This window comes from Komagataeibacter oboediens, assembly GCF_018491655.1.
Lineage (GTDB): Bacteria > Pseudomonadota > Alphaproteobacteria > Acetobacterales > Acetobacteraceae > Komagataeibacter > Komagataeibacter oboediens.
The window spans coordinates 43144-64167 of record NZ_JABLUU010000020.1 but is presented as its reverse complement, the minus strand read 5'-3'; the positions used below and the strand labels follow the sequence as shown (position 1 = coordinate 64167).

The window sequence follows — 21024 nt, the reverse complement described above, 5'->3', positions numbered from 1 at the left end:
GGTCATATGCCTGCGCCGTCTCGGCCCATGCTTTTCTGTTGGCTGGGTGAGCCGAAAGCCAGTCAGCGAAACGGGCGCGCAGATCGGGATCGTCAGGCTCATCTTCCAAAAAGATAAGCCAGTCCGTTGCCTCCCTTGTCGCCCGTTCGTCTTCGCTCTCTGTCCCTGCGGTCATTCCTCTCCCGATACTCAAGCATCATGTTGGCCGCCGCATGCCCAGACATGGACGAACTCACTCCCCACTTCATAAACGAAGCAGCGTAGATTTTTTTCTATAATGATTTACGGGGACGACTTCAGACGTCTCCGGCAATGTGCAACGCCTTCGGCAATCAGAGTATGCGCCCGCGTTAAGGAGATACCCAACCATGCGGCAACCTCCCTCGTCTTCAATCCTTCAAGACGGTGCAGTTCCACTGCCATTCTCGTGCGCTCAGGAAGTTCAGCCAGAGCATCCCGCACAATAGCCAGTTGCTGGCGATGCAAAATCTCGACTTCCGGAACGGCTCGTTCATCTGGCTGAAGATGAGTCGTCTCGCTTCCATTGTCAGAGATCACATAACGGCTACGGCTGATGTGTGCCCGTCTACCGTCGAGAGCAATATTTCTGACAATGCGGAATAGGTAGCGTAATGGTTCACGGACAAAATTCGGATCAGCCTGGGAAACCGTCGAGAAACGAACCCATGCTTCCTGAACGATATCCTCACTTTGCGTCGTAGTTCCGGTGACAGTTGTCGCGTAATCGACCAACCGTTTACGGTTCTGCACGAACAGACTCAGATTGTCCTTCTCGCTGCCCAAAGGTGCACTGTCCATTTCATCACGTGGTCATACGAATCCGCTTCACCACATTAAGAACCATTCTTATTTGGTAGCTACGTGAGGACTGCCTGGAAGGCAATGAGAAGGTTCGCGGGTCGGCCCCGCATTGGGAGGCCTGGGCCGATTCTCGCCCTTCCCTACCCGCCCGTATCACACCCCACGCGTCCGGAAACTACGCGGGAATTCTCCGCCGGATGATTCCTATATGATTCCAGTTTGTGGGGGAGAAACGCAAAAGGCCGCCCATGAGGCGGCCTAAGCGTTTGATTTTATTTAGTAATTTTGGTTGCGGGGGCAGGATTTGAACCTGCGGCCTTCAGGTTATGAGAAAGATTTTTTAGCCTACGCTGGCCAGCGCCCGTACCGACAGAATAGCGCCGGACCACGAAAACCCTTTGTTTTTCCTTGAAAAATAGCCCCGTCGGGATACGTCATTCGTTCACCGACTACGCTCGGTTGCGCTCTCATCTGTTTCCTATGTGTTTCCTGCGGTGGAGGCGAGAATGGCCCGGCTCAACAAGAAAACCGTCACGGCGGCGACGCCCGAAGCAAAAGATTATTTCCTGTGGGATGACAGCATCCCGGCCTTTGCGGTCCGGGTCTGGCCATCGGGCCGCAAGGTCTACGTCATTCACTACCGCTCTGGCGGGAGGCTGCGGCGTTACACGATTGGCCAGCATGGCAGCCCATGGACGGCGGATCTCGCCCGTGATGAAGCCATCAGGATCCTCGCACGGGTTCATACTGGGGAAAATCCGGCGGACAAACGGTCCGATGACCGCAAGGCCATGACTGTCGCGAGTTTCTCCAGGCGCTTTCTCGACGAATATGTCGATGTCCACCTGAAACCCAGAACACGGGGAGAATACAGGCGCTCGGTGGAACTGTTCATTGTCCCGAAATTCGGAAGCTGGCGGATGGCCGACCTCTCACGGGCTGAAGTCGTCGAATTCCACGGCAGCTTCCGCCATATCCCCTATCAGGCCAACCGGACGCTGGGCATTCTGTCAAAGATGTTCAGCCTTGCCGATCTATGGGGTATCCGCCAGGACGGTGTGAATCCATGCCGGGGTGTCAAACGCTACCGGGAGGAAAGACGAGAACGTTTCCTCACCAGAGAAGAGTATGCGCGCCTGGGCAACAGCCTCGACGAGGCCGCCGAAGATATGCCCGAAGCCGCACGGGCCATTCGCCTGCTTGCCCTCACGGGTTGCCGGTTACGGGAAATCCAGACACTTCAATGGGCGCATGTCTGGCTAGGTGAAGCAGAACTGCGCCTTCCAGACAGCAAAACCGGAGCAAAAACAGTCCAGTTAGGCACGGCAGCGGTTGATGTCCTGAAGGCCACCCCTCGCCTGCCCGACAATCCCTTTGTCATCACCGGACGCAAGGCTGGCGAATATCTCACTGACCTGCAAAAGCCATGGCGTCGTATCCGCAAGGCGGCAGGGCTGGATGGCGTCAGGCTCCACGATCTCCGTCATTCCTTTGCATCGGATGCCCTGGAGATGGGAGCGGACCTGACAATGATCGGCCGGATGCTGGGCCATAGCGACATCAAGACCACCTCCCGCTACGCCCACCTGAAGCGGGAAAATGTCAAACGCTCGACGGATCAGGTCGCCCAGCGCATTTCATCCGCGCTCACCGATGCAAGGATACAGGCCTGAATACCGATGGTACCCAATCAACGGCCTGTCCGTCAGCATCGATCCGCGTTTTACGTCTCGGGAACAACCAGCACATAGCTGGTGCTCCTTCCTCCTGCAGCCTCCCTGGCCAGAATATCGCGCGATACGAGATCATTGATATCACGCAGGGCTGTATCCGGTGACGTTTTCGCCAGCTTCGCCCATTTGGATGAGGTCAGCTTGCCTTCAAACCCATCGAGCAGACGGTTGAGCATAAGACGTTGCCGGTCATTGATCGATTGCCCGGCCAGATTGTCCCAGAAACGGGCTTTCTGGATGACTTTTCCCAGGACCAGCTCAGCGCGATCAAAGGCGCGATCCAGAGCCCCCAGAAACCAGTGCAGCCAGACCGTGATGTCCATATCCCCTTTCTGGGTGGCCTCAAGGATTGCATAATAATCCTTCCGCTCCTGACGGATCTGGGCTGACAGGCTATAGAAACGCTGATCTGTGTGTTCCGAGCGCGCCAGCATGAGGTCGCCGATGGCCCGTGCCATGCGCCCGTTTCCATCCTCAAACGGATGAATGGTAACAAACCACAAATGTGCGATGGCTGCCTTCAGCACAGGATCCAGCGCTTGCCCAGCATTGCACCAGTTGAGGAAGACCTGCATCTCTGCGGGCACCCTGCTGGCTATCGGCGCCTCATAATGAACCTTCTCTCGTCCGACAGGGCCTGACACGACCTGCATCGGGCCGGTTCTGTCATCGCGCCACTCTCCGACCAGAATGCGTGACATGCCGTTTCGGCCAGTGGGAAACAAAGCCGCATGCCAGGCGAACAGCCTTTCCTCGGTCAGCGGATCAGCATAATGCCTGGTCGCATCCAGCATCATCTCCACAACGCCTTCGACATCCCGATCCACCGGTGCCAGCGCGCCAATATCCATGCCCAGTCGCCGGGCAATGGAAGACCTTACCTGCTCACGATCGAGGTTTTCGCCCTCGATCTCGCTCGACTTGATGACATCTTCCGTAAGGGTCTGGAGCACGGCCTCCGACCTGAAATCGAAGCCAAGACTTTCCATACGTCCGAGGAGGCGTCCCTGCCGATGACGCACTGCGGCCAGTTCATGGGCAATCGTATCCTTGTCCCACTGGAAGCCGGGCCAGTCTTCATGCTGATAAACGTATCGCGCCATATTCCCTGCACTCCTTGCGGAGAATATGGCGCTTAATCACCGCAAACCGCAAGATTATATACGCGCAATGTGCGGCAAATAACTCTGTCATTCTCGAACGCAAGCCGTATAACCGTCTTACTCGACGATACCAAAAAAAGCTTTCTCCATTGAATGTAAAAATTGGCATTAGACCAAACAGCCAAGATGCTCTATTTCTCTAAACGGCGCGTTCAGCCAGCCAGTTCGAAATGCTCTGCTTAGATTCCGAAGACATCTTAAAGGAGCAGGATGTAAGCTCCTTTCTCGCATCACCTAGTGATCGCCAAGGCTGGCCACCAGGTTCTCCTTCAAGACGTCTTGCAATCCCAGCATCGATCGGCCGGGTCTCACGCAGTGTCAATATCTGCGGCGCTTGCACATAGAGGATACGCATCGCGAGACGGCGGAAGCGAACGTCCTCAAAAGCTTTTGCGATCTCGAGTTGCTCCGGCGGTGCGGCCCTGTGAAATTCGGCCATAAGTTTAGCGTCACAGTTACTGGCAAACCCGTCAAAGATGGTTTCCTCGACTTGAGCACCATTCGCCGTTGGAGAAGCTGATAACGGCCCTAGGAGTTCCGCCAAATCAGCGCAATAAGAACGGTCGCTTGCAAGGAAAGAGGCCTGTGCGAGTTCTAAGTCTGTGGGTATGACACTCGCAAAATTTTCGGCTTCCTCAAGCGTTAAAACAACTGGAGCCTTGTTAAGTGCGACACGGCGAAGCATTTGACGCATAGCTCCTGAATTGTCTACTGACAGTATGCTTGCACCTTTCCAGTCGAATGAAAGTCTGGCTAATGTTGCATGCGAACGCAGCCGACCGTCGTCCACTCGATAGTAACAAGACAACGAGGGCTTAGCACCATGATGGAAGAGAAATAGCGGTTCGCCAGCATCCAATAACGATGAAATTACAGATTTAGAGGCACGGCCACTTAGCTTTTCCCATAGTTCTGAAAAACCAGTTTTTAACTTCCGAGCTAAGAAGAGTGTTGCTTCGACATCACCCATCGCATCATGGGCATGATGTGCGTTGAACCCGTTAAAGGGAGCCAGCACATCCAAACGATAGGTTGGCATCCCATCATCTCGATGCGGTACTATTAGAACGCTAGAGCGAAAAGTAGAGGCAGCACGGAGAATTACCAAGAGATCGAGACGGGAATTACCACCAGTCACAGTCACATAAGGCGGAAGCAACGCCTGCCAGAAAGCGCGCTGCAAGAAAGGTTCATCAAAAGGTATCGAGTTGTAGCCTACAAAAGTTGCCCTTCCCCATGCATTGAGCTGCTGAGCGATCGCACGCATCATTGAATAAAAGTCGGGTAAAGTCGGGTCATCGAGGAGACGAACGTCGGTATCTGTCACGAGAAGCGCACCTGGCGCCGGAACAATCCACGGAAGAAGTCGGCAACGAATTTCGAAACGATCGAGTTCGACCAGATTTCGGTCAGTCAAGACCGCACCAAACTGCATTATCTGGTCAAAAACAATATTGGTTCCAGTCGTTTCGAGATCGTAGAAAATGAAATTTCTCATCTGACGAAAACGGCCTTTCCGAAATTGATGGCGTTACGATAGCAGGGCAAAAGCCGACAAGCGTTCATATCGCCTCGGTCTTTGTCGTCAGTGAAGGAGAAAAGACTCCGAAGCCAGGTGGTAGACTCTTGAAATCTTTGTTGGTCGAACCTGCCTGATGTGCGGCAAGTGCTGCGAGTGGTAGCGCTACGAGTTGTGCATGAGGAAGTCGTTGCCCAACGTGACGGTATATCGAACGGCGGAACGGTTCGCGGAACGGACTCACTGCAAGCGAGCCACCGAATTGACCACAATTGCAAACGACCACATTGCAGAACAACATCCGCGAAAGGGCTTCCGCCAGATGATCAAACGACGTGGTGTCGCGGTTATAGGCCAGAATAAACAATGTCTGTATCTTGTTACGATACATGACTATCCGGTCGAGATCCATGAAATCATAGCAGATTGCAACTGCAAACTTTCCGAGATCGGAGCTCTCGAATATCCAAACGGTCGGATGAGCGAGAAAGGCGACGCCCGTGCCCGTAATACTCTTAAGCTTTTTTTCTTCGGACGGAGCGGGATAGGTCTTGCCAACCCGTCTTACTTCGGTCCGCCGGGCAATCTGACGACCGCGCAACCTTCGCGGAACAATGACCACCGCTTCATTCGACACAGTGGGCTGCAACTCGCCGGTTTCTATCCTGTAATCCAGTCCGGCGATGACAATAGCCTCAAGTTTTTCAGCAGCGCGTTTTAGTTGAGGCTCGAAACCAAGCGGTACTGACAGTTCAGGAAGCAAAATGATATCCGGCCGATGATCGAGCCCACGCAGCGAGGCGAAGAAGTGTCGGATTTCTTTCTTTGCCCTTCGTTCCTCAATTTCTGACATGTGAACACAATTTTTCCAATTGCCACTCTTGTCATCGACCCAAGCAGTATTAGCATTGAGTGAGGTCTGAATTACGCCGATATGAAGCCGCTCATTGAGCATTTGGATCTCCTTCGCTGACTATATCAACGTTCTCCACACCAGCAGCAAAATCGGTAAGACGGAAAGGAATGACCTGACGAGGCTGGTTACGGGCCACAGCAAGCTGATTGTCTTCAAGAATTTGTTGCGCCTGCCTAATTTGTTCCAGTAGATCCGTCGAACTAAATATAGTTGGACCATCGAAATCGGCATCATTCGGCTTATCGCCGTCGTGCCAACCGAACAGGCTCGGCGTGCGAGTGATCGCACGACTTTCCGCAGATCTTGCGCCTAGACAGGCTTCCAGGATTTGTGTCGTCCAAGAGGAAATAGCAAGAAATTCGAACCACCGTCCTCGTGGCAGTGGAACGACCAGTTCATTACCTCTGAGGTTCCAGATACGAGGCGCGGCGTGATCGTTACGAAGAAGCCCGAAGAGGAGACGACCGACTGCAGCCAGTCGCTTCTCGGAAGCAGCTATAGGCACTCCTATCTTGCTGCTGAGAGCATAACGATAATCTGAAAGAGATGTACGAGTATCACGCAACCGTACGGCTTTGCCATCATTACGCACATTCCGTCGCCATTCTTCCCAACTGAGTTCGGTTCGGTCGTGATCGCAAGCCGAGCAGTCAACCCACGCCCGAGGCAGCAACACATTGTTGGGGTGCAGCCGATCGAGAATCGCCTCATCGCCCCCTGTAGATGTCGCATCCTCAAGCAATTGCGCCGTGATCTCTAGCGCTGTCCATTCTCCACGACGCGGATCAAACGGACTGCAGCTACGGATACTGGCCGTCCATTCGCTAACGGTCATTGAGGAAGTGGGGGGCGAGGTCTGGGCTCGTGCCGCTTGGGTGAACGCCACTTTTCTTGCTATCTTTGCTTCGGCACATCTCTGTGGATCGCCGTTAATCACCTCGTAGAGCCACGCGGAGTCATTTTTTGGAAGTGGGGCGGACATGTTGAGTAACTGCGTCCATGCGGCTGAAGGAATATATTCAGGGTATCGGCGTGCTCCCTGTAGATCACTCCATTGGTCAAATGAGAAAGAAGGAACTAGAGCCGACCACGCTGGTGAAGGCTGCGAATTAGCTGATAGTATCTCCTCAGCAAGATGCGCCCATACGCCCGGCGTATAACCAGTCTCCGCGAGCCACATATCGGCAGAGTTACCCGGCTGCACATTTACATAGGCCTTCGAAAGTGCTGCCAAGCGTTGCGCAAGCTCAACATGTTGGGAATGACCCAAAAGCATTTGAGCTACCTGAATCAACGCCACGCCGAACTCGCGGCGGCCCATCGCATGATACCAAGTTTCCCGGTTTTGCGGTACGCAATACACACCAATATTGAGCCCAGCAACATCTTTGAGGTAATTGACGGATGCTTTCACATCTGAACGAAGGGAAATATTTGCGAGGAGGCGGCGTGCAGTAGTTAGAAGGCCAGCAGCCATGAGTTGAAAAGAAAGAGCAATATAATAGTCTGCCCAACTGTGATGGTTGGCGACGCGCATATCCTCCAGCCACTCCGAAACGGAGGCTAGGCCTTGATGACCTGTCACACGACAATATTGATGGATACGATAAAAGAGACGAGGCTTACCCGGATGCTCACGTAGGGACTGGAGCAGGAGCCTAAAACAACGATCCATAATAGCATGCTCGCTGTGTTCCTGATTATTTTCACAAGCGCGAAGTTTACTCTTAAGCTCTTCTAGTTTTTCCTCATAGCACTTCTGCTCATCAGCAGTCGCTTGTCCAGTTTTTGGGCGCTGCAATTCATAAGCAGCGACATCGCGAGCCGTGTCGACAAGCCCATTTGCTTCCTGGATTAGCACTGGAACAAGAGAAGCTATCTGTCCGGCAGCAAATGCGGCCCTTGTATCGGGACGAATTTCCCTCTCCGGAATGTCGGCAAGTAATAGCCATTCAAGCATTTTCAGCCGTTCGCCTAGATCTCCGTCATCCAAAATGTGGATGTCGGTAGCCGCAATCGCTGAGACTTGAGCAAGTGTCTTGGTCATCAACTTGGTCGGGTTTTTCCCGTCGAGCTTTGCTTCATGCATCGCGGACGCTCGAAGATCGCCCCCCTTTTTATCCTGAGAATCAGCAATAGACGCCCCCGATTTCAGGTGGCTCAGCCAAGAGCCCAAATTCTCAGGATCGTATTTCTCCTCGTTAATTTTGGGGCCTATGTCCTGCGTCTTAAGCAGTCGCTCATACCAAAGAATCCAGTTACACAGCACATCAAAGTCATAAGCAATAATCGTATGATCGTCGACGAATCGAAAATGGGCGACATTACGCTGTTGAGCAAGTTGTGTCGCTACAAGACGATCAATGGGAAACATTGCAGCGTTGGCCAGAAAGCCGGCGACAAAAAGGCCAGTCGGAATACCTTTGACGCTGGTCTTCAGAAAAGGTGGCTCGACATTTTCAAATGCGGCATCGGGCATTCCCGACGTGTCAATCTGAAAATCCAACATCTTAGTTACAATATTGGCAATCTGTGGTTCCGCCATTCCTCCTGCCATAGTAAGGCCCCTGAGCACTCCCTCAACTTTTAAATCAGGAAAAAACTGCTTGAGATCAATCGAAGCATAATAAAGATCGGTTTTAGACGATTTTTTCTGTTGTACCCAAAATTCAGGCTTAAAATAGATTAGTTCGGTGCGCTCAGCAGTTATCTCCGCAAGTTGGTCTGGCTCGTCCATTTCGTCACGGTGCAATTTTCGGTGGAACGCCATCATACGTGCAGTCAACGAGATGTGGCGGCGAAAGAGAGGCCAACTATGCTGGAATTTGCGATAGAGATGTCCGCTGGCATGACGATAGGGACCAATCTCAAGATGCGAATTACTCTCCTCGTCTTTCTCATACCAAGCAGGTCGGTAGAGGCGGTTTCCGTAGCTCCAAGGTTCCATCATTTGATCGAGATTGGGACCTAGAGCATTCACCAACGCGATCCATGCTACCTGGTCTTCAATCGCGACATGGTAATATTGGCGATTAATGGCCTGCTCACCACAAATTTTCTTGGGGCGAGGAAGCGGCCGGAGCGGCTTCAGTCGATAGCTACCTTTTTCGAACTGTCGCCGGATGTCCTCCAATCGTCGCTCAAGATCAAGTTCGAATGCCGCGATTTCACCGGTGTCGATATATCCATCGGCCATACGATAAAGATTTTTCGCTTTAACCCAAGCATAGTTTAGATTTTCGGGGAGCAGTAATCGCTCATACGCATTCATAACCGACTGTTCCCCTCCCGGAGATAATCATTGACGTCCTTCGCTCCACTTGATGGCGCCGATTTGCGCGTCGCTGCCACGCCAAAACGCGCAAGTTCCTTACGAAGGTCGGCGGCGCGTCGATCGCCAGCATCGTCCCAGTCCAGAAGCAAATCGACCTGCTTGCCACGCAGAGCAATCATCTCTTTTGGCGACAGCCTCATACTGACGCCGATCAGGCCAATGGCCTGACGTCCCAGCTGCGCGGCAGCAATCACGTCCATCGCACCCTCGCAAATCGCAACGTGTCTGATTTGCGGGTTAAAAAGCACGTCGACATTATAGAGCCGCCGGTGCCGATGGTTGAGGTTGCGCCAGCGATCTTTTTTGGCACCGTTTTCTAGAATCCGCGCCTGAAAGTAGGCGATCCGTCCTGCTTCCATATAGGGAAGTAGCAGTGCACCCTCAGGCAAGATTGCCCAATACCTGTCCGGCGTTGAACTTTTGGTTAGCAGCCCAGCGGCCTCTACTCGGGCGAATCCAAATTCTGCAATAAGAGACCGAATGACAGTGATGCTAGGCATCTGGCTAATTCTAAAGTCTGCAATGGTAGAATCTTGGAAGCCACGGCCGTGTAGATATTCAGCCCCTGCTGGCAGGAGATGAGCATGCTTGAGCAAAGCCGCATAAACTGTATGATCCGGCGGCGTTTCCTCTTCTTCCTTTGGCGCAGCAACAGGTACAACCGCTCGACTGCAATGTTTTGCAATTGCCCGATGTCGCCGACGTTCCGTTAGAGAAAATCCCAAACCGCTCTGCGCCGCGAGCCAACGCTTAGCTTCGAGAAATGTCATTCCTTTGCAGGATTTGACGAGATCAATCGCACCGCCTCGCTGGTTGCAGCCATAACAAATCCAGCGAAGGCCGCCGCGCCGTATATCAAATGACGCCGTCCTGTCCTCATGGTCCGGAAGTGGACAGCGTGTTGTTCCTGAGGTCGGCAACTTGAGACCAAGCATGTCTCCGACAGCACGCACCGTGAGGCTATTCAATGCCTCGGTATCATCCCTCGTTTTCATAATTCTGCTTAGCGCATATACGACCTGAACGAAAACAAAATTACATCCTCACCGCACCGTTTGCCGTATAGCGTGGTTCACAAAGAGTAAACTGTATCTGATATGTCATTGCTCACCCAAAGCAATCGATATACATCTAGATAAATTTATTAGATTTTCGAATTTATACGATAAATATTCTACGCAATTGTTTTATATTACGAACTTTCCTAATTCACATGAAAACGTAGACATTGATGATTGCATGAATACGTCACTTGGACGCAACACTTTAGCCAGAACCAAAATGCCACGCAGGCCAAATTTCATTGACAAAGATTGGCAGGAATTGCCAAATCCAAGTTTGGAGGCACCGATGGCAACAATGAACGTATCCCTGCCCGACCCCATGAAGGAATGGGTAGAGGCTCAGGCCAGGACGGGACGCTACAGCAATGCGAGCGACTATGTCCGCGACCTAATCCGGCGTGATCAGGAAGCCCGTGCCGCGCATGATGAGGTTCAGGCCCACATCACGGCCGGTCTGCGTAGTGGCATCGGGACCAGGAGCATGAAGCAATTGCTGCAGGATGCTCGCGCGGCTGCCGGGACGACGGATGCCGACCTGTAGAAAAACACGGCTCGCCGAAGACGACATCGTCAACATCTATACGCAGGGCGTGAGGGATTTCGGGCCACGGCGGGCCGAAACCTACCATACAGGACTGGCGGACGCGTTCGACCTTATTGCCTCACATCCGCAGCTTGCGCCGGAACGTCGCGAGTTCGACCCAACGATAAGACTGCATCGTCATCGGGCTCACCATATCCTCTATCTCATTGACGACGACGGGGTTCTGATCGTCCGCGTGCTGCCTCGACTACGGCGCTGGGAGCGGTTTATGGAAACAGACTGACGCTGCTTGTGCGCACCAAACCTGCTTTACCCTTCGTTGGAGACGCCTGTCGTTCCTGCTGCAGATGCTGGCTTTCTGCCCCGCCGCTGTTTCTGGAAGACCCGATCGGTTTCCATGAAACGCCCGACCATGAGCGGCACCAGCCGGGCCGTATCGGGGATGGCATCTGCCGCCTCACCTGCTTTTTCCGAGACCAGTTCAGCATACAGCAGTAGGTCACGATGTATCTCGGCTGGCAGTTCGATCGTCAGTTTGACCGGCCGGCTGTCAGGAATGGTGCTGATACGGAGTTTTGTCATGGTGCTGCTCCTTCATGCGGATGCCAGGGTTTCAAAACCAGATCGCGATTGACGATCAGCGTGAACGGCAGACCCGGCCGGTCGGTCAGCGTGGGCTGGATATCCATACTGCGGTCGATCAGGCGGTTTCCCACCATGGAAAACCCGTTGCTCGCCCCGCTGCGGATCGCCTGAAGCAGGTTGTTCTCACCCCATGATGTCCCGGCTTCAGACCCAACGCTCAGCATGGTTGTCACCAATGCTGCCCTGAAAAGCTGGCCCCAGTGCTGGTCCACTATATCCTTGAGCCCGGTCTGACCGATCGCATCCGCACCCGGGATCCTGTCGAGCACGATACTCTCACCATCGGGACGGATGAGACGGGTCCAGATCACCTGCGTGCGCTGCTGTCCGAAAGAGACGCTGCTGTTATAGGTGCCAAACAGCGTGCTGCCCTGGGGCACAAGCAGGTAGCACCCAGTCGGACTGTCATAGACGTTCTGCGTCACATGCCCGATCAATTGCCCCGGCAGATCCGAACTGACTTTCGAGTTGAGCGCGCCCGCGATCACTGTTCCCGCCTGAATGACGTATGGGGAAACAGGCAGCGCCAGACGATCCGGGCTGACCGTCACACGATCGGGCTGTCCCGCCAGAAAGGCGCGGTTGGCGGCCTGCCGGTCGTTTGTGCTCGCAAGGGCAGTCGGAGCGTTATTCCCGGTTGAGGGCAACGTAGGGGCAGATGCGCTGTCCTGCCGCCCGGCATCCTGCGTCTGCACGAACAGCTTGCTGGTGATGGCTGCTTCGACTTCCTGTTCAGCGCGCCGGTCACCCATGCCCGAAACCGGTCCGGCCCTGCCTTCCTGCTGTGCCTTCAGGATCGGTTTGCCCAGATCACCGGGCAAAGGCTGCCCCAGCCTGGGCACGCCCGTATAATCTTTTGGCAGGGCATCCAGCCCATCGGCCGAAGGTCGCACATCAGAATCCTGCACGGCGAACGCTGGTCCCTGCCGGGCGGAATTCTGCAGCGCGTAGCCCAGCGCCAGACCAATCCCGATCATGCCCGTGCCCGCCAGACCCCAGACAACATAGCGCGACAGACGCACGACACGCGGTCGTTCCGCCCGTAGACGCAGATCGGGCGGCGATGGCGGGACCGCTGGGGATGCATTTTCTGTGCCGCCCTCCCCTCTTTCGTCCCGGCGTTCCTCCTGCCCGTCCGTCATGTCCGCCGTCCATCGGTGCGTAAGATGCGCACCCGCTGCTCGGAATGTTTGTCGCCCAAGCGCAATTCCGCCGCCGCAAACAGCCGGTCCACGATCATCCAGTTCTGCCGCACCCGGTAGTTGACCAGTTCCGGGCCGCCATCAGCTCCCAGCACGAACAGCGGGGGCAGTTCCCCCTGCCCTATGCCAGACGGAAAGGCGATATAGACCTTATGGCCGTCATCGAAGGCCCGGCTGGGCAGCCAGGGCGGTGTGCCGCCTTTCACCGGCTGGATGGCGTAGCGGAAATTCAGGGCATTCAGATCCAACCCTGCATCCACAGGGGTAGCATCATCGGCGGCGCTCTCCTGCCGATGCAGAGCAATCAGGTCATCCTCGGGATAGTCCCACGACACTGATGCCATGTAAATCGCGGGCGTGGAGCGCAGTTCCGCCAGATAGGTCCGCCGATCCGTGTTGACGATCAGATTGGTAGTCAGATCCGGCCGCGTCGGCTTGACCAGGATATGGATGCGTTTTGTCGCCCCTGCCCCGCTTTCGGTATCGCCAATGATCCAGCGCACCGTATCACCGGCAGCAACCGGCCCAGTGCCGACCAGCTTTTCACCCTGCTGAAGCATGATGTCTGTGATTTCGCCGGGTGAGGTGTAAACCTGATAGAGGGCACCCGGAGAATAGGGATAGACCTGCACCGCATTGATGAATCCAGCCCGCTTGGGCTGGATGCGCGCGGCCAGATTGGCCTGCGTCACACGCGCTGTGGGATCGGCGACTTCGGGGGCCGGATGGACCGCACGTCGTGAAGGCAACGGCTTAAGCTGTCCCGGCAAGGGAAGCGGTTTCGGGACTTCCACCACCCGCACCGGTTTCGGCGGGTCCGGCAGACTCGTGGCCTGCACGGCATCATCGTAGCGGATGACCGGCGGATGGTAATGCTGCGCGCATCCGGCCAGGGGCAGGATCAGCAGCGGCAGGACACGAAGAGCGCGACGGATCATTGGCCCAGCTCCTTCGACCAGTTGATGGCGGAGACAAAAACACCAAGGGGATTTTTCCGCAGGTGATCGGCATCACGCGGCGGGCTGAGCCTGACCGAGACAATCGCGGTCCAGCGCTCGGTGCCGACAAAGGCCCCGTCGCGGTAATGCCGCTCGACCCAGGCAATCCGGAAACTCGCGGGCGACGCCCGGATGACGGACGACACGTCCAGTTCGACCTGCTCATGCCCGATGCGGGCAAAGGGATCGTTCTGACGGGCATAATCGTTGAGCGCCTGGGCACCGGACGTGGTGGTGAAAGCGTAGGCGCGCAGCCAGTCCTGCCGCACCACCACGGGATCGGAGGACAGACCGCGGACATCCTCGATGAACCGAGCCAGATACCAGGCAATCTGCGGGTCGGTCGGCACATAGGCGGCTGTCGCAGGCGCCACGACCTGCGCCTCGCCCAGATGGTCCACCTGCACGACCCACGGCGTGATGGTGCCGCGTGCGGACTGCCAGACCAGCCCGGCCCCGAGGCCTGCGGACAGGAACAGCGAACCAAACGCCATCAGCCGCCAGTTGCGGGCCTGCACGCGGGCGGAACCGATGCGTTCATCCCAGATCTGGGCGGCTTTCTGATAGGGGGTAACCGGCTCCGGCGTCGTGCCGTAGCGCACCGTGGAGCGACGGAACATCGTCCTCATTCCTTTTCCGACAGATCAATGGAGGAAGATCCGCCCCCGCCATCGGCGGAGCGGATGACATGGGCGGCCTCGGCGGCATGGGCCGCCGCCTGCCGGCGCTTCATGCGGCTTGCCCAGCGCGGAGGCTCGCTGGCGGATGATGCTGACGAGGATGACCCCGTTCCGCCTGCCGATGCCCCCGTCTCAGCGGCGCCACCACTTGAACCGGTTGTCCGGCCACCGGTCGCGGTAAAGGCCGCCTTGCCGCCCGATGAGAAACTATCTTTCATGGTGCTGACGGCACTGGCGGCCTTATTTTTCACAGCGCCTGCAGCCGCAGACCCGGCCGCCCGGCCAATGCCGCCCACACCAGCAGCCATCCGGGCACCAGCGCTCCCGCCAGCCGCTGTCGCGGACCCTAGCGTGTAGGCTGTTGATGCAGCGCCTGCTACGGCCGCCCCTCCCCGCGCGGCTGCCGCCGTGGCGGCCAGAGCTGCCCCACCACCAGAAACAGCCGCGCCGACGCCCGCCACGGCAGCAGCTCCCATACCAGCGACGGCCATGCCCGTGCCGACAGCGGCACCTGCGCCAAGCTGGGGGGCACCAGCGATCAGCCCGTTGGCCAGACTGCCCCCGAAAATCGCAAGGCCCACAATGGCCAGTGAGGCGATCACCACGGACAGGGCCTGCCCGACCGTGGGCTGCACATCGCCATAGGAGGTGGTGAACTGGCTGAACAGCGTGGCGGCAATGGCGCTGATCACGGCCAGCACCATGATCTTCACGCCCGAAGAGACAACATTGCCCATGACCTTCTCGGCAAGGAAAGCCGTGCGGTTGAACAGGGCAAACGGGATCAGCACAAACCCTGCCAGCGTGGTCAGCTTGAATTCGATCAGGGCGACAAAGAGCTGCACGGCCAGAATGAAGAACGCGGCGAGCACGATCAGCCAGGACAGGCAGAGCACGAAGATCTGCGCGAAATTGGTAAAGAACGCGACAGGACCAAGAAGCTTATGGACTGAGTCCAGCAGCGGCTGCGCCGCATCGAACCCGGTCTGGGCCAGCCGACCGGGCCGCAGGAACTGGTCCAGCGACAGCGTACCCCCACCGGCTTTCAGGCCAAGGGCGGCGAAACTGTCAAAGACGGTCTTCGACAGGCTGGAAAAATTGCTGATCAGGAAGGAAAAGAACCCGATATAGAGGGTCTTTTTCACCAGACGCTGAATGACATCCTCGTCCGCCGCCCAGGCCCAGAACAGGCCGGCAAGAGCAATGTCCAGCACCGACAGCGTACCTGCCAGCGAGATCACATTTCCCTTCACCAGACCGAAACCCGTATCGATGGTGGTGGTGAAGGTATTCAGGAAGGTGTCGATAACGCCCACATTGCCCATCGCCATGGCGGTCAGTTCCCGCTGCTGCCGAACATGGACACCATGCCGGGAGTGTAGGCGTCATGCTGCGCGAAATGCTGGTACTGCGCCTCGCTCTGCGCTTCCGTTGCCGCATTCCGCGCCCGCTCCAGCGCCGTAGCCCTGCCGTTGGCGGCAAGCTCGGCCTGAATGTCCGAAAGCTGCCGGGACTGCAGGGCCATAAGCTGGTTGCCAGCCTGCGCGGCCTGCAGGGCACCCGTGGAAGTCTGGCTGGCCGAGACAAGCTGGGTCATGGCGCTGCTGTCGGAAGGAATGTTCCCCACGACGCGGGCCTGCAGTTTCAGCGCGTCCTCAAACCCCCCCACGGAATTCTGCCACCGTGTCTGCGCCTGGCTGAACAGGGCGCTGTCGGACATGCCCGACGAGACGGAAGTGTAGGACTGCTGGTACTGCTGCTCGACGGACTGGACGCTGTAGGCAATGTTCTGCGCCTGCGCGAGCAGTGCCGTGGTCTGGGAAATCGTCGATTGCAGCGTCGAGAGAGTCGATAGCGGCAGGCTCGCCAGATTACGTCCCTGATTGACCAGCATCTGGGCCTGGTTGGCCAGAGAGGTGATCTGATTATCGATCTGCTGGAGGGTCCGTGCCGCGATGAGAACATTCTGGACATGGTTGACTCCGTCATACACTGCCCACTGCGCATAGGCAGGCATGACCGGCATGAGAAAAACCAGAGCGGCGCCCATAGCCGCCGCATATCCAGGACGGAAATGCGTTGCCCGGATACGGAAAGGTTTTTCCGTCATGGTACGGCTCCTTCCCGCAGGAGGTCCGCCGCCCACATGACACCCCGCGCTTCGAACCAGGCTGGGAGAAAACCGTCCCGCCCATGTTCCGCCAGCACCTGATCGATCAGACGGTGGTCATCCTTCCCGGATGCCGTGCACAGGGCGAGTGCGACCGGCCCGAGCCCCAGTTCGAACAGACGGTTTCCCCGCCGGGTCTGGCAGTAATATTCCCGCTTCGATGCGGCGCGCGCGATGATGGCGATCTGGCGTTCGTTCAGCCCGAAATCGCGGTAGATGGCCGCGATCTGCGGTTCTATCGCCCGCTCGTTGGGCAGGAAGATCCGCGTGGGACAGCTCTCCACCACCGCCGGAGCAATGGAGGAATTGGCGATATCGGACAGGCTCTGGGTGGCAAACACCACCGAGGCGTTCTTCTTACGCAGGGTTTTCAGCCACTCCCGGAGTTGCCCTGCGAAATCGCCGTCATCCAGAACGAGCCAGCCCTCGTCGATGACCAGCAGCGTCGGACGCCCATCTAGACGGCCTTCGATGCGATGGAACAGATACGAGAGAACCGATGACGCCGCACCGGAGCCGATCAGACCTTCGGTCTCAAACACCACGACGTCGGCCTCACCCAGCCGCTCAGCGTCCGCGTCGAGCAGCCGGCCATAAGGACCACCAAGGCAATAGGGAGCGAGCGCCTGCTTGAGAGCGTTGGATTGAAGCAGCGCCACCACGCCTGACAGGGTCCGTTCATGAGCGGGCGACGATGCCAGGGAATTCAGGGCCGACCAGAGATAAGATTTTACCTCCGGTGTCAGGGTAACGCCTTCCCGGACGAGGATCTGCCCCAGCCATTCCGCCGCCCAGGCCCGCTCGGTCGGATCGTCGATACGGGCCAGCGGCTGAAGCGAGACGCCGCTAGCCTGTTCGCCTGCCCCATGATCTGCGTCCTCCGGTTCCGTCAGGCCTCCACCAAGATCATGCCAGTCCCCTTCCATCGCCAGTGTCACGGCCCGCAGCGAGCCGCCAAAATCGAAGGCGAAAACCTGCGCGCCCGCATAGCGGCGAAACTGTAGGACCATGAGCGCCAGCAGCACGGATTTCCCCGCCCCTGTCGGTCCGGCGATCAAGGTATGGCCGACATCGCCAACATGCAGGGAAAACCGGAAGGGCGTGGCCCCGGCTGTCTTGCCGTAAAACAATGGGGGTGCGTTGAAATGCCCGTCCCGTTCAAGGCCGGCCCAGACAGCAGAAAGCGGAATCATGTGCGCAAGGTTCAGGGTTGAAACCGGGGGCTGGCGCACATTGGCGTAGACATGACCGGGTAATGATCCCAGCCACGCCTCCACCGCGTTGAGGCTTTCCGCCATGCAGGTGAAGTCACGCCCCTGAATGATCTTTTCGACCAGACGCAGCTTCTCGGCCGCGATCGAGGCAGAGCCATCCCACACCGTGACGGTCGCAGTGATATAGGCCTGCCCGACATCGTCGGCGCCCAGCGACTGCAAAGCCAGATCGGCATCGGCCGCCTTGTTGGAAGCGTCATTGTCCACCAATACCGAGGCCTCGTTGGTCATGACCTCGCGAATGATGGCGACGATGGATTTCCGCTTGGCAAACCACTGGCGACGGATCTTCGTCAGCACCTTCGTCGCATCGGTCTTGTCGAGCAGGATCGCCCGCGTGGACCAGCGATAGGGAATGGCCAGACGGTTCAGGTCATCCAGAATGCCGGGAAAGGTCCGGCTGGGAAAACCCGTGATCGTCAGGGTTTTGAGGAAGGCATCGCCCAGTTTGGGCTCCAGACCGCCCGCCAGGGGCTGATCTACCAGCAGGGCGTCGAGGTGCATGGGGATTTCCGGCACCCGGACTCGCTGGTGCCGAGTGGAAATGGTGGAATGCAGGTAGGTGAGCGTCTTGCCGTCCTTCAGCCAGGCGGCTTCGGGCATGAAACCGTCCAGCAGGGCCAGCAGACGGTCAGTCCGGTCGATAAAGCCCCTTACCAGACCCTGCGGATCATGCCCGTCGCGCTCCATGCCTTCATAGAGCAGGCGCTCGGCACGGCCCGAGGTTTCCGCGGGCGGCAGCCAAACCAAGGTAAGAAAATACCGGCTCTCGAAATGCACGACTTCATCCTCGAAGGCCTCCCGGCGTTCCAGATCGACCATCTGGCTGGCGGCATCAGGGAAATCGCTTTCGGGATAGAGGGTCGCCGGGGTGCGCTGCGCCTCCACAAACACGGCCCAGCCCGAACCCAGACGCCGCAGGGCGCTGTTCAGCCGCCCCGTCACGCCCACCAGTTCGGCCGGAGTGGCGCTGTCCAGATCGGGACCTCGGATGCGCGCCGTGCGCTGGAAAGAACCATCCTTGTTCAGAACCACGCCTTCCCCGACCAGCGCGGCCCAGGGCAGGAAGTCGGACAGGACGGCGGCGCGGCTACGATATTCACCAAGGGACATCATGGCCCTGCCCTCCCCTATGCGCGAAGCCAGGCGGGGTAGCGGAGATGCCGCCGCCCCACCTCGATGAACAGCGGATCGCGCTTCGCTCCCCAGACCGCGAGGGTGTGCCCCACGATCCAGAACACCGCCCCGACCAGCCAAAGCCGCAGGCCGAGGGCTATAGCGGAGGCCAGCGTACCGTTGGCAATGGCCACGGCCCGTGGCGCACCACCCAGCAAAATCGGTTCGGTCAGGGAGCGATGCACGGGCACGAAATAACCGGGCACGGCCTCGGCTTCAGGATCGAAGAGAACCGCCATCAGATCAGCGCTCCGCCCGAGAAGGAAAAGAAAGACAGGAAGAAGCTGGACGCCGCAAAAGCGATGCTGAGTCCGAAGACAATCTGGATCAGGCGGCGGAACCCTCCTGATGTTTCGCCAAAGGCCAGGGTCAGACCGGTAATGGTGATGATGATCACCGAGATGATCTTCGCCACCGGTCCCTGCACGGATTCCAGGATCTCGTTGAGCGGTGTTTCCCACGGCATCCCCGTGCCGGACGCCCATGCCGATGATGCGAAAACAAGCGACAGCAGCATGGATGTTCCGAACACACGAAGCTCCGACATACGACGGTCAGGACGTGCTCCAGCGCACACGATAGCGCGCAGACTTGAAGGCGACCTCATGATGATTCTCCATTGGCAGAGAATGATGTTTCGGAAGAAGAGAGGCTGACCGGGCGGAGGCGATAGGCTCCGGTCGTGGGATCGAGACCGTCGATTTCAGCCAGTTCGGAGAGGCGACGGACCGTACCGCGTCCCGAAAGCACGGCAATGACGTCGATGGTTTCGGCGATCATGGCGCGTGGCACCGTGACCACCGCCTCCTGGATCAGTTGTTCCAGCCGATACAGGGCAGCGAGCACCGATCCGGCATGCAGCGTGCCGATGCCACCCGGATGCCCGGTGCCCCATGCCTTGACCAGATCCAGTGCTTCGGCCCCACGCACCTCACCGATGGGAATACGGTCTGGACGCAGACGGAGGCCGGAGCGGACAAGGTCCGACAGCGTGATGACACCTTCGCGGGTCCGCAGAGCGATGAGATTGGGCGCCATGCATTGCAGTTCGCGCGTATCCTCGATCAGCACGACGCGATCACTGGTTTTTGCGACTTCGGCCAGCAGGGCGTTGACCAGTGTGGTCTTGCCTGTGCTGGTCCCGCCTACGACCAGGATGTTCTTCCGTTCCGCGACCGCGCGACGGAGATAATCCGCCTGGCCTGCAGTCATGATCCCGGCCTCGACATAATTGTCGAGGGTAAAGACCGCGACCGCCGGTTTGCGAATGGCGAAACTCGGGGCTGTCACCACTGGCGGCAGCAACCCCTCGAACCGTTCGCCGGTTGGCAACTCGGCCGAGACGCGCGGTGCTGCTTCATGCACCTCCGCCCCGACATGGTGTGCGACCAGCCTTACGATGCGCTCGGCATCGGCAGACGCGATCGTCTCACCCGTATCCACCATGCCGTCAGCCAGACGGTCGATCCATAACCGCCCGTCAGGATTGAGCATGACTTCAATAACGGACGGATCCGAAAGATGATGAGCAACGGCAGTCCCCATAGCCGTACGCAGCATGGAAATACCACGTGAGCGACCTTGCTGTGACGAAACGTGAGACATGACCTTGCCCGCATTTCTTGGCTGACAGAAGGACTTCCATCAGTTGCGGGAAGTATTAGGAAAGGCATGTGCTGACCAATTTCAACAGCAGATTCTTGCCCAACGTGGACGGGCGTGGCGTAACGCATAATTGTCGGGATAGGTCGCCTAATTACTCCAGATCGGCAGGCTTTTAGATA

At 57.4% G+C, this 21024-nt stretch carries 20 protein-coding genes; 3 read left to right on the top strand and 17 right to left on the bottom strand.

Annotation, left to right across the window (positions count from 1 at the left end; genetic code table 11):
* Positions 1-175 (bottom strand): FecR/PupR family sigma factor regulator (locus tag HNO79_RS14415; protein WP_214165677.1); only part of this gene is annotated, 175 nt, incomplete at its 3' end.
* Between the two features lie 107 nt (positions 176-282).
* Positions 283-819, bottom strand: coding sequence for a sigma-70 family RNA polymerase sigma factor (locus HNO79_RS14410; RefSeq protein WP_214165674.1), 537 nt, complete (start codon positions 817-819; stop codon positions 283-285).
* A gap of 509 nt (positions 820-1328) precedes the next feature.
* Here HNO79_RS14410 and HNO79_RS14405 point away from each other — a divergent pair.
* Positions 1329-2495 (top strand): site-specific integrase, encoded by a 1167-nt coding sequence (locus HNO79_RS14405; RefSeq protein ID WP_214165673.1) that lies wholly within the window; start codon positions 1329-1331, stop codon positions 2493-2495.
* 50 nt (positions 2496-2545) lie between these two features.
* On the opposite strand, the gene HNO79_RS14400 is transcribed toward HNO79_RS14405, so the two are convergent.
* The 5 genes from HNO79_RS14400 to HNO79_RS14380 all read right to left on the bottom strand — a co-directional run bounded on the left by HNO79_RS14400 (position 2546) and on the right by HNO79_RS14380 (position 10422).
* A complete protein-coding gene (locus tag HNO79_RS14400) occupies positions 2546-3658 on the bottom strand; it encodes a Fic family protein (RefSeq protein ID WP_214165672.1) in 1113 nt (370 codons plus the stop codon).
* Between the two features lie 199 nt (positions 3659-3857).
* Entirely contained in the window at positions 3858-5216 is a 1359-nt protein-coding gene (locus tag HNO79_RS14395; RefSeq protein WP_214165671.1) for an exonuclease domain-containing protein, read from the bottom strand.
* A 64-nt stretch (positions 5217-5280) separates the two neighbouring features.
* A complete protein-coding gene (locus HNO79_RS14390; RefSeq protein ID WP_214165670.1) occupies positions 5281-6192 on the bottom strand; it encodes a carbon-nitrogen hydrolase family protein in 912 nt (303 codons plus the stop codon).
* Positions 6182-9424 carry an RNA-directed DNA polymerase gene (locus HNO79_RS14385; RefSeq protein WP_214165669.1) on the bottom strand — a complete coding sequence of 1081 codons (3243 nt, stop codon included), beginning with the start codon at positions 9422-9424 and terminating at the stop codon, positions 6182-6184. Before HNO79_RS14385 ends, HNO79_RS14390 begins: the two co-directional genes overlap by 11 nt.
* Positions 9421-10422, bottom strand: a complete 1002-nt coding sequence (locus HNO79_RS14380; RefSeq protein WP_214165668.1) for a toprim domain-containing protein — start codon at positions 10420-10422, stop codon at positions 9421-9423. Before HNO79_RS14380 ends, HNO79_RS14385 begins: the two co-directional genes overlap by 4 nt.
* A 415-nt stretch (positions 10423-10837) precedes the next feature.
* Here HNO79_RS14380 and HNO79_RS14375 point away from each other — a divergent pair, with 415 nt between their 5' ends.
* Together HNO79_RS14375 and HNO79_RS14370 are read left to right on the top strand one after the other, a co-directional pair.
* Positions 10838-11092, top strand: coding sequence for a type II toxin-antitoxin system ParD family antitoxin (locus tag HNO79_RS14375; protein WP_214165667.1), 255 nt, complete (start codon positions 10838-10840; stop codon positions 11090-11092).
* Positions 11079-11378 carry a type II toxin-antitoxin system RelE/ParE family toxin gene (locus HNO79_RS14370; protein WP_214165666.1) on the top strand — a complete coding sequence of 100 codons (300 nt, stop codon included), beginning with the start codon at positions 11079-11081 and terminating at the stop codon, positions 11376-11378. The genes HNO79_RS14375 and HNO79_RS14370 overlap by 14 nt, the downstream gene beginning before the upstream one ends.
* 26 nt (positions 11379-11404) lie before the next feature.
* Here the strand turns inward: HNO79_RS14370 and HNO79_RS14365 are convergent, their stop codons facing one another.
* Genes HNO79_RS14365 through trbB form a run of 10 tightly spaced genes read right to left on the bottom strand, consistent with a single transcriptional unit; the run spans position 11405 to position 20800 of the window.
* Positions 11405-11677 (bottom strand): DUF2274 domain-containing protein, encoded by a 273-nt coding sequence (locus tag HNO79_RS14365; protein ID WP_214165665.1) that lies wholly within the window; start codon positions 11675-11677, stop codon positions 11405-11407.
* Positions 11674-12882, bottom strand: coding sequence for a TrbI/VirB10 family protein (locus HNO79_RS14360; RefSeq protein ID WP_214165664.1), 1209 nt, complete (start codon positions 12880-12882; stop codon positions 11674-11676). The genes HNO79_RS14365 and HNO79_RS14360 overlap by 4 nt, the downstream gene beginning before the upstream one ends.
* Positions 12879-13880, bottom strand: coding sequence for a P-type conjugative transfer protein TrbG (gene trbG / locus HNO79_RS14355; RefSeq protein ID WP_214165663.1), 1002 nt, complete (start codon positions 13878-13880; stop codon positions 12879-12881). The genes HNO79_RS14360 and trbG overlap by 4 nt, the downstream gene beginning before the upstream one ends.
* The gene (gene trbF / locus HNO79_RS14350; RefSeq protein ID WP_214165662.1) at positions 13877-14560 is read right to left on the bottom strand and encodes a conjugal transfer protein TrbF; all 684 of its coding nucleotides are present in this window, start codon (positions 14558-14560) and stop codon (positions 13877-13879) included. The genes trbG and trbF overlap by 4 nt, the downstream gene beginning before the upstream one ends.
* A gap of 5 nt (positions 14561-14565) precedes the next feature.
* The gene (trbL, locus tag HNO79_RS14345) at positions 14566-15951 is read right to left on the bottom strand and encodes a P-type conjugative transfer protein TrbL (RefSeq protein WP_214165661.1); all 1386 of its coding nucleotides are present in this window, start codon (positions 15949-15951) and stop codon (positions 14566-14568) included.
* 5 nt (positions 15952-15956) lie between these two features.
* A complete protein-coding gene (gene trbJ / locus HNO79_RS14340; protein ID WP_214165660.1) occupies positions 15957-16730 on the bottom strand; it encodes a P-type conjugative transfer protein TrbJ in 774 nt (257 codons plus the stop codon).
* Complete coding sequence (gene trbE / locus HNO79_RS14335; protein WP_214165659.1) at positions 16727-19180, bottom strand: conjugal transfer protein TrbE; 2454 nt, start codon at positions 19178-19180, stop codon at positions 16727-16729. Before trbE ends, trbJ begins: the two co-directional genes overlap by 4 nt.
* A 14-nt stretch (positions 19181-19194) precedes the next feature.
* Entirely contained in the window at positions 19195-19479 is a 285-nt protein-coding gene (locus HNO79_RS14330; protein ID WP_010511125.1) for a VirB3 family type IV secretion system protein, read from the bottom strand.
* On the bottom strand, positions 19479-19847 hold the full coding sequence (locus tag HNO79_RS14325; protein ID WP_408885695.1) for a TrbC/VirB2 family protein: 369 nt from the start codon (positions 19845-19847) through the stop codon (positions 19479-19481). Before HNO79_RS14325 ends, HNO79_RS14330 begins: the two co-directional genes overlap by 1 nt.
* Complete coding sequence (gene trbB / locus HNO79_RS14320; protein ID WP_214165657.1) at positions 19844-20800, bottom strand: P-type conjugative transfer ATPase TrbB; 957 nt, start codon at positions 20798-20800, stop codon at positions 19844-19846. Before trbB ends, HNO79_RS14325 begins: the two co-directional genes overlap by 4 nt.
* Between the last annotated feature and the right edge of the window lie 224 nt (positions 20801-21024).